Annotated in this window: 15 protein-coding genes and 1 pseudogene; 10 read left to right on the top strand and 6 right to left on the bottom strand. The window is 73.0% G+C overall.

Annotation, left to right across the window (positions count from 1 at the left end; all coding sequences use genetic code 11):
• Nucleotides 1-3 precede the first annotated feature (3 nt).
• The 3 genes from BJF86_RS12670 to BJF86_RS12660 are packed head-to-tail and all read right to left on the bottom strand — an operon-like array spanning nucleotide 4 to nucleotide 2,495.
• Nucleotides 4-975 (bottom strand): quinone oxidoreductase family protein, encoded by a 972-nt coding sequence (locus BJF86_RS12670; protein WP_075815508.1) that lies wholly within the window; start codon nucleotides 973-975, stop codon nucleotides 4-6.
• A gap of 24 nt (nucleotides 976-999) precedes the next feature.
• The gene (gene trpD, locus BJF86_RS12665; RefSeq protein ID WP_075815510.1) at nucleotides 1,000-2,082 is read right to left on the bottom strand and encodes an anthranilate phosphoribosyltransferase; all 1,083 of its coding nucleotides are present in this window, start codon (nucleotides 2,080-2,082) and stop codon (nucleotides 1,000-1,002) included.
• On the bottom strand, nucleotides 2,079-2,495 hold the full coding sequence (locus BJF86_RS12660) for a response regulator transcription factor (RefSeq protein ID WP_075815512.1): 417 nt from the start codon (nucleotides 2,493-2,495) through the stop codon (nucleotides 2,079-2,081). Before BJF86_RS12660 ends, trpD begins: the two co-directional genes overlap by 4 nt.
• A gap of 179 nt (nucleotides 2,496-2,674) precedes the next feature.
• Between BJF86_RS12660 and BJF86_RS12655 the strand changes: the two genes are divergently transcribed.
• The 6 genes and pseudogenes from BJF86_RS12655 to BJF86_RS12630 all read left to right on the top strand — a co-directional run bounded on the left by BJF86_RS12655 (nucleotide 2,675) and on the right by BJF86_RS12630 (nucleotide 7,746).
• Entirely contained in the window at nucleotides 2,675-3,271 is a 597-nt protein-coding gene (locus tag BJF86_RS12655; RefSeq protein ID WP_075815514.1) for a heme-copper oxidase subunit III, read from the top strand.
• 53 nt (nucleotides 3,272-3,324) lie between these two features.
• Nucleotides 3,325-4,128: a c-type cytochrome gene (locus BJF86_RS12650; protein ID WP_075815516.1), complete on the top strand. Its 804-nt coding sequence runs from the start codon at nucleotides 3,325-3,327 to the stop codon at nucleotides 4,126-4,128.
• Between the two features lie 3 nt (nucleotides 4,129-4,131).
• Nucleotides 4,132-5,250 (top strand): ubiquinol-cytochrome c reductase iron-sulfur subunit, encoded by a 1,119-nt coding sequence (locus BJF86_RS12645; protein ID WP_022924773.1) that lies wholly within the window; start codon nucleotides 4,132-4,134, stop codon nucleotides 5,248-5,250.
• Entirely contained in the window at nucleotides 5,247-7,052 is a 1,806-nt protein-coding gene (locus BJF86_RS12640) for a cytochrome b (protein WP_075819437.1), read from the top strand. The genes BJF86_RS12645 and BJF86_RS12640 overlap by 4 nt, the downstream gene beginning before the upstream one ends.
• A gap of 55 nt (nucleotides 7,053-7,107) precedes the next feature.
• Nucleotides 7,108-7,442: pseudogene (locus BJF86_RS12635) on the top strand (metallopeptidase family protein).
• Nucleotides 7,443-7,464: 22 nt separating this feature from the next.
• Nucleotides 7,465-7,746, top strand: coding sequence for an Lrp/AsnC family transcriptional regulator (locus BJF86_RS12630; RefSeq protein ID WP_022924770.1), 282 nt, complete (start codon nucleotides 7,465-7,467; stop codon nucleotides 7,744-7,746).
• Nucleotides 7,747-7,767: 21 nt separating this feature from the next.
• Here the strand turns inward: BJF86_RS12630 and BJF86_RS12625 are convergent, their stop codons facing one another.
• Nucleotides 7,768-9,573, bottom strand: a complete 1,806-nt coding sequence (locus tag BJF86_RS12625) for a DEDD exonuclease domain-containing protein (protein WP_075819435.1) — start codon at nucleotides 9,571-9,573, stop codon at nucleotides 7,768-7,770.
• A 205-nt stretch (nucleotides 9,574-9,778) separates the two neighbouring features.
• On the opposite strand from BJF86_RS12625, the gene BJF86_RS12620 reads away from it, so the two are divergent.
• On the top strand, nucleotides 9,779-10,057 hold the full coding sequence (locus BJF86_RS12620; RefSeq protein WP_075815526.1) for a hypothetical protein: 279 nt from the start codon (nucleotides 9,779-9,781) through the stop codon (nucleotides 10,055-10,057).
• Nucleotides 10,058-10,060: 3 nt separating this feature from the next.
• On the opposite strand, the gene BJF86_RS12615 is transcribed toward BJF86_RS12620, so the two are convergent.
• Nucleotides 10,061-11,860: an AMP-dependent synthetase/ligase gene (locus BJF86_RS12615; protein WP_075819431.1), complete on the bottom strand. Its 1,800-nt coding sequence runs from the start codon at nucleotides 11,858-11,860 to the stop codon at nucleotides 10,061-10,063.
• Nucleotides 11,861-11,939: 79 nt separating this feature from the next.
• Between BJF86_RS12615 and BJF86_RS12610 the strand changes: the two genes are divergently transcribed.
• Genes BJF86_RS12610 through BJF86_RS12600 form a run of 3 tightly spaced genes read left to right on the top strand, consistent with a single transcriptional unit; the run spans nucleotide 11,940 to nucleotide 14,661 of the window.
• Entirely contained in the window at nucleotides 11,940-12,896 is a 957-nt protein-coding gene (locus BJF86_RS12610) for an ROK family glucokinase (protein WP_075819429.1), read from the top strand.
• Nucleotides 12,893-13,915 carry an ROK family protein gene (locus BJF86_RS12605; RefSeq protein WP_075819427.1) on the top strand — a complete coding sequence of 341 codons (1,023 nt, stop codon included), beginning with the start codon at nucleotides 12,893-12,895 and terminating at the stop codon, nucleotides 13,913-13,915. Before BJF86_RS12610 ends, BJF86_RS12605 begins: the two co-directional genes overlap by 4 nt.
• 59 nt (nucleotides 13,916-13,974) lie before the next feature.
• A complete protein-coding gene (locus tag BJF86_RS12600; protein ID WP_075815532.1) occupies nucleotides 13,975-14,661 on the top strand; it encodes an endonuclease/exonuclease/phosphatase family protein in 687 nt (228 codons plus the stop codon).
• Here the strand turns inward: BJF86_RS12600 and BJF86_RS12595 are convergent, their stop codons facing one another.
• The gene (locus BJF86_RS12595; protein WP_075819425.1) at nucleotides 14,662-15,117 is read right to left on the bottom strand and encodes a hypothetical protein; all 456 of its coding nucleotides are present in this window, start codon (nucleotides 15,115-15,117) and stop codon (nucleotides 14,662-14,664) included.
• Nucleotides 15,118-15,193: the final 76 nt, after the last annotated feature.

Below are 15,193 nucleotides of genomic sequence, written 5' to 3'. Positions count from 1 at the left end.
CGCTCAGGGCACGAGGATGAGCTTGCCGGTCGTGCCGCCGCCCTCCAGGTCCTCGTGCGCGCGACGGGCGTCTGCCAACGGGTAGCGGCCCGAGACCCGCACGTCCAGCTCGCCGTTGGCGATGAGGTGCAGGATGTCGTCGGCGCGAGCGGTGAGCTCGGCGCGGTCGGCGACGTAGTGCGCGAGGGTGGGGCGGGTCAAGAAGAGCGACCCCTTCTGGTTGAGCACCTGCGGGTCGATCGGGGGGACCGGACCGCTGGCTGCGCCGAAGAGCACCATCATGCCGCGCGGCCGGAGCAGCTCCAGCCCGGTCTCGAAGGTGTCCTGGCCCACGCCGTCGTAGACGACGTGGACGCCGTCGTCCCCGGTCACCCGGCGCACCGCGTCCAGCAGGTCGGTCTCGCGGTAGAGGATCACCTCGTCCGCCCCGGCCTGCGTGGCCAGCTCGGCCTTGTCCGGTGAGCCGACCGTGCCGATCACGCGCACGCCCGCACGGTGCAGGAGCTGGGTCAGGAGGAGCCCCACCCCGCCGGCGGCAGCCGTGACCAGCGCGGTATGCCCGGGACCGGCGGGGAAGGTCGTCCGGGCGAGGTAGTGGGCGGTCAGGCCCTGCAGCATCACGGCCGCGGCGGTCTCCAGCTCCACCTCGACGGGGACGACTACCAACCGGTCGGCGTCGACCACCGTCTGCTCGGTGTAGCCGGTGCCGGGCGCCATCGCCCAGGCGACGCGGTCGCCGACGGACAGCCCCGAGGTGCCCGGGCCCAAGGAGCGGACCGTGCCGGCCCCTTCGCTCCCGAGGACGAAGGGCGTCGGGAGCGGGTAGGCGCCGGAGCGCTGGTAGGTGTCGATGAAGTTGACGCCCGCCGCGGCGACGTCCACCAGCGCCTGGCCCGGTCCGGGCTCGGGGGTGGGGCGGTCCACCAGGGTCAGGGCCTGCGGCCCACCGGTCTCCTCGACGACGATCGCGCGCATGGGCCTGACGCTACCGGAGCCGGGTCAGCGCGTCGCGCGCACCCAGCGCTCCACGACCCGGGCCGCGCCGCCGTCGTCCAGGGCAGCGATCGCGCGGCTCATGCCGTCGACCACTGCGGACCGCAGCTCCGCCTCGGAGGCGGGGTGGGTGCCGGCCTCACCAGCGGCGACCAGGGCCAGGGCGGTGCCGGCGTTGAGCAGGACCGCGTCGCGCACCGGGCCCTGCTCCCCGTCGAAGAGCCGTCGGGCCACCTCCGCGTTATGCGCGGCGTCGCCGCCGCGCAGGGCCTCCAGCGGGTGCGCCGCGAGCCCGAGCTCCCGGGGGTCGAGCGACCAGCGCCGGACCGATCCGTCGTCGCCGGCCCACCAGAGGGTGCTCGTCGTGGCGCTGGTGATCTCGTCCAGCCCGTCGTCGCCGCGGAAGACGACCGCGCGGGTGCCCCGTCCGGCGAAGACCTCGGCCATGAGCGGGGCCATGCGCGGGTCCGCGCAGCCGACCGCGGCATAGCGTGGCTGGGCCGGGTTCGTCAGCGGGCCGAGGAAGTTGAAGGCGGTGCCGATGCCCAGCTCGCGCCGGACGGCGCCGGCATACCGCATCGCCGGATGGAAGGTGAGGGCGAAGCAGAAGGTGATGCCGGCCTCCGCGACGACGTCGCGCACCTGGTCGGGGGTGAGGTCCAGGTCGATCCCGAGCGCCTCGAGCATGTCCGCGGAGCCGGACCGGCTGGAGGCGGCCCGGTTGCCGTGCTTGACCACGGTCGCCCCGGCGGCCGCCATGACGACGGCGGACATCGTCGAGATGTTGACCGTCATCGCGCGGTCGCCACCGGTCCCGACGATGTCGACGGTGGGGCCGGGGACCTCGAAGCGGTGGGCGTGCCGCAGCATCATGGCCGCCAGTCCGGACATCTCCTGCGCGGTCTCACCCTTGGCGCGCAGGGCGGTGAGGAAGCCCCCGAGCTGGGCGTCGGTGGCAGACCCGGACATCACCTGGTCCATGGCCCAGGCCGCCACGTCGGCGGACAGGTCCTGCCCTTGGGTGAGCGCGGTGAGGACGTCTGGCCAGCTCGGGTGCGCCGCGCCGTCCGCCCCGGCGCCGGAGGTCACCGGCGGGCCAGGTCGGCGATCGCCGCGGTCAGCCGGGCCTCGTCGAGCGGTCGCGACAGCACGGCGTCCGCCTGCGACCACGTGGCCAGCCAGCCGTCGCCCGGCCGTCCGGTGAGCACCAGGACGGGCGGGCAGTCGAAGAGCTCGTTCTTGAGCTGGCGGCACACGCCCATCCCGCCGTAGGGCTGCGACTCGCCGTCGAGCACCAGCAGGTCGTAGTCCCCGGTCTGCGCCTCCAGGAGAGTGACCTCGGGCGTGGCGCACTCCATCCACCGCTCCACGACCACGTCGTCCGCGGGCCGCTCGCCCACGGCGACGCGGACCGCGTCGCGCACGCTGCGGTCGTTGCTGTAGAGCAGGATCGAGACCGAGGTGGTGCCCGTGGGGGTGGCGGGGACGGCAGGAGAACTCATGCGGCCGATCCTACCGAGGCCCGCGGGCCGGAGAAAGACTGCCCGACGGGCGGCGGGGTGGTCGCGCGACGGCGCCCGAAGTCGCCTACCATGGGTGTGTGGCGACAACTCCTGCGGCAACCCTGAGCGATGTTGACCGGTTCCATGCGACGGCGCATGGACCGGCCACCCGGCCCAACATGGTCGCGGTCGGCACCATGGTGTGGCTGGGCAGCGAGATCATGTTCTTCGCCGGCCTGTTCGCGATGTACTTCACCATCCGCTCGGTCTCGCCCGACCTGTGGGCCGAGCGCACCGAGTACCTCGACGTGACCTTCGCCTCGATCAACACCATGATCCTGGTGATCTCTTCGGTCTGGTGCCAGTTCGGCGTCTGGAAGGCCGAGCGCGGCATCCCCCACCGCACCGGCAGCATCTTCAAGCTCGGCAACCCGCTGGGGGACACCGGCTGGGGCATGCGCGAGTGGTACGTCCTCACCTACCTCTTCGGCGCCACCTTCATCGCGGGCCAGGTCTGGGAGTACGCCACGCTCACCAGCGAGGGGCTCACCCCGACCGCCGACCCCTACGGCTCGGTCTTCTTCATCACCACCGGCTTCCACGGCCTGCACGTCACCGGCGGTCTCCTCGCCTTCTTGCTCATCATCGGGCGCAGCTTCACCGCCAAGCGCTACACCCACGCCCAGGCCACCGGCGCCGTCGTGACCTCCTACTACTGGCACTTCGTCGACGTCGTCTGGATCGCCCTGTTCGCCGTTATCTACATCGTGCGGTGAGCGGTATGCCTGACCGCCCCCATCCTGCCCCCTCACCCCGGAAGGACCGCCGCGTGAGATCTCTCGCCGCCCGCCGCCGCAGCCCACTGGCGCTGCTGGTGCTCATCGTCCTGGCGCTGTCCTTCACCGGCACGGCCTACGCGGCGATGCAGGCGAACGTCCCGCCCGGCACGTCCTCCGAGGAGGCCACCGAGGAGCAGCTGGAGGAGGGGCGCCAGCTCTTCCTCGCCAACTGCGCCTCCTGCCACGGTGCCAACGCCCAGGGCAACGGCGAGGCCGGCCCGTCGCTGCACGGCGTGGGTGCGGCCTCCGTCGACTTCCAGGTCGCGACCGGACGCATGCCGCTCCCGGCCCCGGGCGTGCAGGCCGAGCGCAACATCTCCCAGGTGCAGTTCAGCGACGAGGAGATCACCGCGCTCGCGGTCTACATCGACTCCCTCGCCCCCGGTCCGGACGTGCCCGAGGAGCAGTGGCTCGACGCCTCCGAGGGTGACCCCTCCAACGGCGGCGCGGTCTACCGCACCAACTGCGCCATGTGCCACAACTCCTCCGGGACCGGTGGCGCGCTGACCCGCGGCAAGTACGCCCCCACCCTCATGGGCGTGGACGAGCAGCACATCTACGAGGCGATGGTCACCGGCCCGCAGTCGATGCCCGTCTTCAACGACCAGAACATCACCCCCGAGGAGAAGCGCGACGTCATCGCCTTCCTCAAGAGCGTCGAGGAGGGCGCCAACGACCAGGGCGGGCACACGCTCGGCAGCCTCGGCCCGGCCGGCGACGCGCTCTTCGCGTGGACGATCGGCATCCTGGCCTTCATCGGCGCCGCCGTGTGGCTCGGACGAAAGGCGGCCTGACCAGTGACCGACTCGACGAACTCCCAGCACGGCCGGCCCGAGGGCAGCACCGCCCCGGCCACCCGCGAGCAGGCCGGCGCCCCGGCGCTGACCGACCGCTTCGAGAACCCCGGGCTGCCGCCGCACGTGCCGCGGCGTGCCGACGAGGACCCGCGCGCCGCGAAGCGCGCGGAGATCCAGGTCGTCGGGCTGTTCACGATCTCCGCGCTCGCCTCGATCGCCTTCGTGGTCGCCTACTACGCGATCGACCCCGAGCTCAAGGGCTACCTGCTCGGCATCGGTGAGGTCAACCTCTTCCACGTCGCCCTCGGCGTCACCATGGGACTGTCCCTGCTGTGCATCGGCCTGGGGGCCATCCACTGGGCCAAGACACTCATGCCGGACCAGGAGGTCGTCGAGGAGCGTCACCCGCAGTCCTCCGACGAGGACGACCGGCTGGCGGTGGGGCGGCAGCTCTCGCACGGCTGGCGCAGCTCGCAGCTCAACCGCCGCGCAGCGATCCTCGGCTCGGCCGGTGGTGCGCTCGGGCTCTTCGCGCTCCCGCTGGTCCTGCCGGTCGCCGCAGGGCTGGGGCCACGTCCCCGGGACGAGCTCTACACCACCCACTGGGACGAGGGCACCCGGCTGATGATCGACCCCTCGGGGGCGGCCATCCGGGCGGCGGACGTCACCCAGGGCTCGGTCTTCCACGTCATGCCGGAGGGCTGGGTCGGTCACGAGGCGATCGAGGAGCACGGTGCCGAGGAGGCGATGATCTCCAAGGCCAAGGACCAGGTCATCCTGGTCCGGCTCGACCCCTCGACGATCAAGAGTCAGAAGCAGCGCGAGTGGGGCTACGAGGGCATCGTCGCCTACTCCAAGGTCTGCACCCACGTGGGCTGCCCCGTCGCGCTCTACGAGCAGCAGACCCACCACCTGCTCTGCCCCTGCCACCAGTCGACCTTCGACATGACCGACGACTGCAAGGTGATCTTCGGCCCGGCCAAGCGCGCGCTGCCGCAGCTGCCGATCACCGTGGACGGGGAGGGCTACATCGTGGCCGCGGGCACGTTCCGCGAGCCGGTCGGACCGAGCTTCTGGGAACGCGAGCGTCCCGGGCTGTTGGGAGTTGACGAGTCATGACGACGCACGTGCCACAGGGAGCAGCCGGCCTGCGCTCCGACGAGACCCGGACGGAGCGGCCGTTCGACCAGACCGACCAGGCCAGCCAGGACGCGAAGTTCCCCGGCGCCCTGGTCTGGGCCGACGAACGTGTCGGCGCGGCGAAGGGCCTTCGCTTCGCGCTCAAGAAGGTCTTCCCGGACCACTGGAGCTTCCTGCTGGGCGAGATCGCGATGTACTCCATGATCATCGCGCTGGTCACCGGGACCTTCCTCACCCTGTGGTTCGTCCCGAGCATGGGCCACGTCACCTACGACGGCGCCTACGTCCCGCTCAAGGGTGTCGGCATGTCCGAGGCGTATGCCTCGACCCTCGACATCAGCTTCGAGGTGAAGGGCGGTCTGCTCATCCGGCAGCTGCACCACTGGTCGGCGCTGTTCTTCATCGTCGGGATCGCGCTGCACGCGGCCCGGGTCTTCTTCACCGGCGCCTTCCGCAAGCCGCGGGAGATCAACTGGCTCATCGGCGTGGTCCTGTCGCTGCTGGCCATCATCGAGGGCTTTGCCGGCTACTCCCTCCCCGACGACCTGCTCTCGGGCACCGGCATCCGGGCCATGAACGGCTTCATGATGTCGGCCCCGGTCATCGGCACCTGGCTGACCTTCTTCGTCTTCGGCGGAGAGTTCCCGGGCGAGTCGATCATCCCGCGCCTCTACATCGCGCACGTGCTGCTGCTGCCGGCCATCATCGTCGGCCTCTTCGTCGCGCACCTGGCCCTGGTCGTCATCCACAAGCACACGCAGTACCCCGGCCCCGGCCGCACCAACGACAACGTGGTGGGCTTCCCCATCATGCCGGTCTACGCGGCCAAGGCGGGCGGCTTCTTCTTCGTCGTCTTCGGCATCACCGCGCTCGTGTCGGCCCTGGTGCAGATCAACGGCGTGTGGGTCTACGGGCCCTACGACCCGACCCAGGTGACCGCGGGCAGCCAGCCCGACTTCTACATGTGGTTCTCCGACGGCGCGCTGCGGCTGCTCCCGGGCTGGCTGGAGTTCACGCTCTTCGGCACCGTCTGGAGCTTCAACATCTTCCTCGGGTCGTTGGTCCTGCTGCCCCTGGTGTGGGTCGTGCTCGCCGTCTACCCCTTCCTCGAGGCGTGGGTCACCGGCGACAAGCGCGAGCACCACATCCTGCAGCGGCCGCGCAACGCCCCGACCCGCACCGCCATCGGGGCCGCGGCCATCTCGATGTACCTCGTGCTGGCGCTGGCGTGCGTCAACGACATCCTGGCCATCAAGCTCGGGCTGTCGATCAACGACCTCACGATCCTGTTCCGGACGATGTTCTTCGTGCTCCCGGTGCTGGTCTTCGTCGTCGTCAAGCGGTTGTGCCTGTCGCTGCAGCGCCACGACCGCGAGCGGGTGCTGCACGGCAACGAGACCGGGCGCATCGTCCGCACCCCCGAGGGCCGCTTCTTCGAGGCGCACGAGCCGCTGGACGAGTACGAGCGCTGGGCCCTCGTGGACTACGACACCCCGACCCCCCTGGGGCTCACCCAGGGCCCGGAGGTGGACGAGCGTGGCGTGGCCCGCCGCCGCAGCCCGTTGGCCGGGGCCCGCGACGCGCTGTCGTCCTTCTTCTACAAGGACACCGTCTCGGCGGTCACGCCGGCCGAGCTGGCCGCGGCGCACCACCACGGCGAGCACGACGCGCTGGAGGAGTCCGCCACGCCGCAGCTGGGTGTGCCGGTCAACGACAGCGTCGGCGACGACGACTTCACCGACGCGCACGGCTCGGCCGTGCACACGCCCCGCCATCACTGAGGTTCCGCCCGACGGTCAGCGCCCCGCCCCCGAGCCGGAGGACGGGGCGCTGACCATGTCGGCGCAGGAGTTCGAGGAGGCGGTCGGTGACTCGCTCGACCTCGTGCCGGTCGCCCTCATGAACCGGCTCGACAACGTCGTCTTCCTCGTCGAGGACGAGCCCCCGCCGGAGGACCCCGACCTGCTCGGTGTCTACGACGGCATACCCCTGACCGAGCGAGACCACGGGGTGCAGCTGCCGGACCGGATCGTCATCTACCGCGGGCCGCTGCTGCGGATGTGCGAGGACCGGGAGGACCTGCTCGACGAGATCGCGGTGACGGTCGTGCACGAGATCGCCCACCACTTCGGGATCGACGCGCCCGGCTGCACGACCTCGGGTGGGGCTGAGACGGGACGCTAGAGTGGTGGCGTGATTTCCGCCATCGTCGTCATCAGGGCCGAGGTCGGCCGCATCCCCGAGGTCGCCCAGGAGATCGCCGAGATCGAGGGCATCCGGGAGGTCTACTCGGTCACCGGTGACGTCGACCTCATCGCCATCGCCCGGGTGAACCGGCACGAGGACTTCGCCGACGTCATCGCCGACCGCCTCAACAAGGTGCAGGGTGTCCTGGAGACGACGACGCACATCTCCTTCCGCACCTACTCCTCCTCCGACCTCGAGGCCGGCTTCTCCCTCGGCCTCGACCACTGACCTGACGCGCCCCGACGCGGCTCAGGCCGGCAACGTGCCGGTGGGCCGGTCCAGGGGCCGCATCCCGGTCTGGGCGACGCGGCCGTCTGCGGGATCGTGCTCGGACCAGGTGCCGGCCTGCGGCTCCAGCTGCGCCCTGCTGGCCCCGGCGCCCCCGACCGGGCAGGTCCACTCCCCGTCGAGGTCGACCAGGCGGACCCCCGGCGACTCCAGCCAGCGCAGCACGAGCTCGGTCTCCTCCGGCAGGACCGCCGGGTGGGCCCGGCCGTCCCGGTGGCCGGCGTCCTCGAGCACGACCTCCGCCGTCTCCCGCAACGCCGCGACGTAGGGCATCGGGTCGGCACCGCGGGGGCTGACGCACGCGCCGGCCAGCCGACCGTGGCGCACGCACACGAGCTCCCACCCGCCGTCCTCGCCGGGGCGGGCCGCGATGAGCTGCGGGGCGGCGGTGAGCGGCCGGAGCCGCTGGCTGCGCGCGGTCGCGCGGACCAGCGCCATCATGCGGTCGCGCAGCGTGCGCGCCTCCTCGAAGCGTTCCTGGGACGCCAGATCCTCCAGCCGCCGGCGCAGCGCGTCCACCGTGTGGCTCGTGCTGCCGGTGAGCGCCTGCCCCGCCCGCCGCGTGACCTCGGCGTAGTCCTCACGGGTCTGGGCACCGACGCACGGGCCGCCGCACCGCCCGATCTCGAGCAGCACGCACGCCGCGTCCCCCGGGCTCCGCGCCGAGAGCCGACGGGTGCACTGACGCAGCGGGACCACCTCGTGCAGAGCCGTGATCGCCGCCTCGGCACCGCGCCGGGAGCCGAACGGCCCGGCATACTGCGCGCCGTCGCGGTCGGTGACCGATCGCACGACGGACAGGCGGGGGAAGGCCTCGTCGGTCAGGCGGACCCAGACCGCCTTCTCCGGGCGCCGTGAACGGCGGTTGTAGCGCGGCCGGTGCTCGGCGATCAGCCGCAGCTCGCGCACCGAGGCCTCCAGGGCGGTGGCGCAGACGATGGGGGTGAGCGACTCGGCCAGACCCACCATCTCCGACATCCGCCGCCGCGTCTCTGAGGCGGTGAAGTAGGTCAGCGTGCGACGGCGCAGGTCGGTGGCGGTGCCGACGTAGAGCGGGGTGCCGGAGGCGTCGCGGAAGACGTAGACCCCGGGGGCCGACGGCATCGCCTCGGCGAGGAACCGCTTGCGCCGCTGCGCCGTGCTGACCCGGGAGCTGTAGGACTGCAGCTCCTCCAGCGTGTGCACCCCGAGGTTGCCGACCCGCTCGACGAGGCCGTGCAGGACGTCCACGGTCGCGCGGGCGTCGTGCAGCGCCCGGTGGTCGGGGGTGGTGGTCGCCCCGAAGAGCCGCGCCAGGCTCCCGAGCTTGTGGTTGGGTGCCTCGTCCTTGTGCACCAGCTGCCGCGCCAGCCGCACGGTGTCCAGCACGGGGAACCCGGGCCACGGATGACCGGTCTCCTGCGCCGCGGCCTTGAGGAAGGAGACGTCGAAGCCGGCGTTGTGCGCCACGAGCACGCTGCCGCGGGCGAACTCCAGGAACTGCGGGAGCACGGTCGCGATCCGTGGCGCCTCGATCACCATCGCGTTGGTGATGCCGGTCAGGACGGTGATGAAGGCCGGGATCGGGGTCGCCGGTCGGACCAGGGTCTGGAACTCGGCGAGCACCTCGCCCCCGCGCACCTTGACCGCGCCCACCTCGGTGATCTGGGACCCGGAGGGCGAGCCGCCGGTGGTCTCCAGGTCGACCACCACGAAGGTGACGTCGGACAGCGCGGTGCCCAGGTCCTCGAAGGTCTCCTGGGTGAACCCGGGGTGCACCATCTGCATGCCCCCGACGCTAGGTGCCGCCACCGACAGACCGGGGCAGGCGGCTCGGCAGGGCGGCAGACCCACCGGTCGGCCCGAGGGGCGGGAGGGGTATGTCGGTGGCCGCCCCTAGCGTCGTCGGCGAAGGAGGTGGACCGATGAACCCGACCACACCACCCCACCCGGAGGCGCGTCCACGGCGCTCATCGACTGCGAGACCTGCCCGGTGCGCGGGCGTCACTGCGGTGACTGCTTCGTGCCGGTCCTGGGGCGGATCTGGCTGCAGACCCCCGAGGTCGTGCCCGAGCAGGCACCTGCGCCGCGTCGGTCGTCGCCGCCCTCGCCCGACGTCTCTCCCGGGACGGAGGTGTGGGAGGGCCGTGCCGGTCTCGACAGCGACGAGCTGGCTGCGGTCGGTGCCTTCGTGCGTGCCGGCCTGGTGACGCCGCAGGAGGCGGACGCCGCGCGGGCGGTCGTGGACCGGCCCCGTCGTGCCACCGGGTGAGTCTCAGCGCCGGGAGTAGATCGCCTCGATCTGCTCCGCGAGCGCCTCGGCCACCCGGGCGCGCCGCACCTTCAGCGAGGGCGTGAGCAGGCCGGAGGCGATCGTCAGGTCCTCGGGCAGCACGGTGAAGGCGCGGATCGACTCGGCACGGCTCACGGTGGCGTTGGCCGCGTCGACCGCCTGCTGGATCTCCTCCTGCACGCGGGGGTGAGCAGCCACCTGCGCGGCGTCCAGCCCGGCGAGCCCGTGGGTGTCCAGCCACTCGGGCAGCACCTGCTCGTCCAGGGTGACCAGCGCCGCGACGAACGGTCGGCCCTCGCCGACGACGACGCACTGGGAGACCAGCGGCGCAGCCCGCACCCGGTCCTCCAGCGGGCCGGGGGAGACGTTCTTGCCGCCGGCGGTGACGATGAGGTCCTTGAGCCGCCCGGTGATGCGCAGGAAGCCGTCCTCGTCGAGCTCGCCGAGGTCGCCGGTCCGCAGCCACCCGTCCTCCAGGGCGACCCGCGTCGCCTCGGCGTCCCCGCGGTAGCCGCGGAAGACTCCGACCCCGCGCACCAGGATCTCGCCGGTGTCGTCGACCCGGACCGCGGTGCCGGGCACCGGCCGCCCGACCGTGCCGATGCGGATCATGTCCGGCGTGTTGACCGTGGCCGGAGCTGTGGTCTCGGTCAGCCCGTAGCCCTCGAGCACGACCAGGCCCATCCCGCGGTAGAAGTGCCCGAGACGCTCCCCGAGCGCCGCCCCGCCGGAGATGGCGTAGCGCACCTCACCGCCGAGCGCGGCGCGCAGCCGCCGCAGCACGAGACGGTCCGCGAGCGCGTGCCGCGCCCGCAGCGTCACCCCGACCGTGCCGGAGTCCAGGCCGCGGCTGTAGGCCTCGGCGACCCCGGCCGCCCACCGGAAGAGCCGCAGCCGGGCCGCACCGCCGCGGGCGGCGCTCTGCTCGGCGGAGGTGTGGATCTTCTCGAAGACGCGCGGGACGGACAGCAGGAAGGTCGGGCGGAAGCCCGCGAGGTCGTCGAGCACGGTGCTCGGGTCCGGCGTGTGCCCCATCCGGACCCCGGAGTGCAGGCAGACCACCTGGATGAAGCGGGCGAAGACGTGCGCCAGGGGGAGGAAGATCAGGTTGGCCGCACCGGGTGCGTCGACGATCTCGGCCAGCCGTTCGGTGGCGTTCTCGACCAGCGACATGAGGTTGTCGTGCGTGATCTCGCAGCCCTTGGCGCGCCCCGTGGTGCCCGAGGTGTAGATGATCGTGGCCAGGTCGCCACGGTCCAGGGCCGTGCGCCGCTGCTCCAGGGCCTCGTCGGCGACCTCCGCACCGGCCGCGGCGAGCTCCGCCAACGACCCGGTCTCGATCTGCCAGACGTCCCGGAGCCCGTCGAGGCCGTCGCGGGCGTGGGAGACCGTCGCCATCATGGCGGCGTCCTCGACGACGACGGCCACCGCGCCGGAATCCTGGCAGATCCAGCGCACCTGCTCGGTAGAGCTGGTCTCGTAGATCGGGACCGGCACGGCGCCGACCGTCCACAGCGCCAGGTCCGTCAGGGTCCACTCCAGCCGGGTGCGGCTCATCAGCCCGACACGATCACCGACGTCGATGCCGGCGGCCACGAAACCCTTGGCGAGCGCGTCCACCCGCCGCTGCAGCTCGCTCGCGGTGAGGTCCTGCCAGGCGCCGTCGTGCCGTACCGAGACCATCACCCGGTCCGGCTGGGTGTGGGCCCAGCGCCGCGGGTAGTCGGCGACGGTGCCCGGTCGGGCGTCGGGGACGAGTGAGGGCACGGTCACCTCGGGCACGCGGGTCTCCAGTTCGGGCGTGGGCAGGTCGTGGCGCAATCAGCCTGGTCACCCTACCCGTGCCCGCTAGGGTGACCGGGTGAGCATCTGCGTGGGCGTGGACATCGGTGGGACCAAGATCGCGGCCAGCGCGGTGGCCGAGGGAGCGATCCTGGAGCAGGCGCTGCGGGAGACCCCGGCCCAGGCGCCCGACGACATCGTCGCGGCCGTCGGTGACGTGGTCCGAGAGCTGCAGGAGCGGCTGGGGGCCGACGCCCCGGTGGAGGCGGTGGGCGTGGCCTGCGCCGGGTTCATCGACCGCGGCGGCGACGTCGTGGTCTTCGCCCCCAACCTCGCCTGGCGCGACGAGCCGCTCCGCTCCCGCCTCGAGGAGGCGACCGGCCTCCCGGTGGTGCTCGAGAACGACGCCAACGCGGCCGCCTGGGGCGAGTTCCGTTTCGGGGCGGCCCGCGACGTCGAGGAGATGGTGCTCATCACCCTCGGCACCGGGGTCGGTGGCGGCATCGTCGTCGACGGCGAGCTGGTGCGCGGCAGCCACGGGATGGGGGCCGAGGTCGGGCACATGCGGATGGTCCCCGACGGGCACCGCTGCGGCTGCGGCAACAAGGGGTGCTGGGAGGTGTATGCCTCCGGCAGCGCCCTGGTGCGCGAGGCCCGCAAGCTGGTGGCCGGGGGCAGCCCGCACGCCGGCGCCCTCGCCGACGCCTGCGCGGGTGACCCCCAGGCCATCAACGGCGTCATGGTCACCACCGTGGCGCAACAGGGTGACCCCGCGGCCCGGGAGCTGCTCGAGGACGTCGGACGATGGGCCGGCGAGGGGCTGGCCAGCCTCGCCGCGATCCTGGACCCCGGGCTCCTGGTCATCGGCGGTGGCGTCTCCGCCGCTGGCGACCTCGTGCTGACCCCGGCCCGGGCGGCCTTCGCCCGCAACCTCACCGGGCGGGGACACCGCGACGTCACCCCCGTGGTGCTCGCCGAGCTCGGCAACGACGCCGGAATGATCGGCGCCGCGGACCTGGCCTCGCGACGCGTGTGAGCGAGCCCTCCGGCAGCGACCACCCGGCCCTGGCGGTCGGGATCGACGTCGGTGGGACCCTCATCAAGGGCGGGCTGGTCGACGACGACGGTGCTCTCCTCGACGTGCGGGTGCGGTCCACACCGGGACGGTCCGCACCTGCCGCCGAGGTCGAGGACGTCATCACCGCTCTGGTCGGCGACCTGATCGGGCTCGCGGCGGCGCGTCGCCGGGACGTGGCGGCGGTCGGGGTCGGCGCCGCAGGCTTCGTGGACGCCCGGCGCGGGACGGTCGTCTTCGCACCGCACCTGTCCTGGCGGGACGAGCCGCTGCAGGAGCGCCTCGGGCGGCGGCTCGACCGGCCGGTGCTGGTCGACAACGACGCCCACGCCGCGGCCTGGGCCGAGCACCGGTTCGGGGCGGGCCGGGGCGAGAGCCACCTCGTCATGCTCACCCTCGGCACCGGCATCGGTGGTGCGATCCTCACCGACGGCCGGCTGCAGCGGGGCAGGCACGGCCTGGCCGGCGAGTTCGGGCACCAGCAGCTCGTCCCGGACGGGCGTCGCTGCGAGTGCGGCAACCGGGGCTGCTGGGAGCAGTACGCCTCGGCCGGCGTGCTGGCCCGGACCGCGCGCGAGATCGTCCAGGCCGGTGGCGAGCACGCGACCGCGCTGGCCCGGGCCTGCGGGGGCGACCCCGGGCTGCTGCGTGGCGAGCACGTGACGCAGGCGGCGCAGGAGGGCGACCCGGCGGCGCGGGAGATCCTCGCCGACGTCGGCCGGTGGCTCGGGACCGGTCTGGCCGGGGTGGTCGCGGCCCTCGATCCGGGGACCGTCGTGATCGGGGGCGGGGCCGGGCTCGCCGGCGAGCTGCTGCTCGGCCCGGCCAGAGAGAGCCTGGCCCGCCGTCTGGTGGGCCGCGGGCACCGCCCGCTGCCGGGGGTGGTGGCCGCCTCGCTGGGCGCCTCGGCGGGGCTGGTCGGCGCTGCGGACCTCGCCCGCGCCGAGGTCTCCCGCCGCGGCGGCGACGGTCGCGGGTGAGGCGGCGCCCGGCATACCCGCATCGCGGACCGGCGCGAGGCCTGGGGGAGGATGGACCCATGACCTCGCTGCGCGTCGCCTCCTACAACATCCGAGGACTCAAGGACGACGCCGCGGCCGCCGCGCAGGTGGTCCGCGCCCTGGCCCCGGACGTGCTCCTGCTGCAGGAGGTCCCGCGGTACCCGGCGTCGGAGTACGCCATCAGCGCCTTCGCCCGCTCCTGCGACCTCCTGTGGTCGGGGCGGACGAGGCTGGTGAGCGGCACCGGCCTCATGACCGCGCTCCGGGTGACCGCCGAGGACTCGCAGGACCGCCGACTCGCCGTCGGGCTGCGGGAGAACCCGCGCAGCTACACCGTCACCCGGGTACGGCTACCCGACGGTCCCCGAGCCAGCGTGGTCTCGATCCACCTCTCGCTGCGACCCGACCAGCGCGCGCAGCACGCACGCACGGTGCTGACCGAGCTGGCGGCCGACCCGCGCTTTCCCGACGACGAGCCGCTGGTCGTGGGGGGCGATCTCAACGAGGAGCGCGACGGGGCCGCGTGGGGAGCCATCGGCGAGGCGCTGGTCGAGGTGTCCGCGGACCGACCGACCTTCCCCGCCCACCAGCCGCACCGTCTCATCGACGCGATCTTCGCCCGCGGCCACGCGTCCGCGACCCCCGGGGACCCGGCGCTGCTCGACGGGATGCCCGTCACGAGGGCGAGCGACCACCTGCCGGTCTGGGTCGACCTCGAGCTCTGATCAGACCCGGGCCCCGTCGTCCCCGTCGAAGGGGTGCCGGCGTCGGGGCTGACGCAGGACGAGGAGCACGAAGCCCGCGACGGCGAGCAGCATGCCGAGCGCGGCGAACCACCGGTCCAGCAGCGGCACGATCGCCGAGAAGACCACGAGCAACGGACCGACGACCAGACCGACCACGATGCCCCAGAAGTGGAGATCGCCAGCGGGCAGCGGCGGCGGCGGGGGAGGGACGAAGTGGTCCTCCTCCTCCGGCGGCTCGTAGGAGCGGTGGTCGGTCGCCATCCCCTCCGGTGTCCGGGTCCCGTGGTGGGAGGCCGGTGGCTCGGCGGGCCACGGCGGGTTCACCGTATGCCCCTGCGCCCCGGCACCGTCCTCGCGCAGCCCGGCGACGATGTCCCGGAACGCCCGGTCGACGTCGGGGTCGCCGGGGCCGTTCTCGGGGCTGGACGAGGTCACCCCGTCAGTCTCGCACGGCCCTGTGGCGCCAGCATGGTCGATCCGGGTGGTCGGGGGTAGAGTCGGCGCGCACCCC

This window comes from Serinicoccus sp. CNJ-927 (genome assembly GCF_001942435.1).
GTDB lineage: Bacteria > Actinomycetota > Actinomycetes > Actinomycetales > Dermatophilaceae > Ornithinicoccus > Ornithinicoccus marinus.
This window is presented reverse-complemented; position numbering and strand designations above follow the sequence as displayed.

Excerpts from the sequence above, each read along its gene's own strand:
- BJF86_RS12670 (WP_075815508.1), bottom strand. The coding sequence starts at position 975 with ATGCGCGCGATCGTCGTCGAGGAGACCGGTGGGCCGCAGGCCCTGACC.
- BJF86_RS12660 (WP_075815512.1), bottom strand. The coding sequence starts at position 2,495 with ATGAGTTCTCCTGCCGTCCCCGCCACCCCCACGGGCACCACCTCGGTC.
- BJF86_RS12655 (WP_075815514.1), top strand. The coding sequence starts at position 2,675 with ATGGTCGCGGTCGGCACCATGGTGTGGCTGGGCAGCGAGATCATGTTC.
- BJF86_RS12640 (WP_075819437.1), top strand. The coding sequence starts at position 5,247 with ATGACGACGCACGTGCCACAGGGAGCAGCCGGCCTGCGCTCCGACGAG.
- BJF86_RS12625 (WP_075819435.1), bottom strand. The coding sequence starts at position 9,573 with ATGCAGATGGTGCACCCCGGGTTCACCCAGGAGACCTTCGAGGACCTG.
- BJF86_RS12600 (WP_075815532.1), top strand. The coding sequence starts at position 13,975 with ATGACCTCGCTGCGCGTCGCCTCCTACAACATCCGAGGACTCAAGGAC.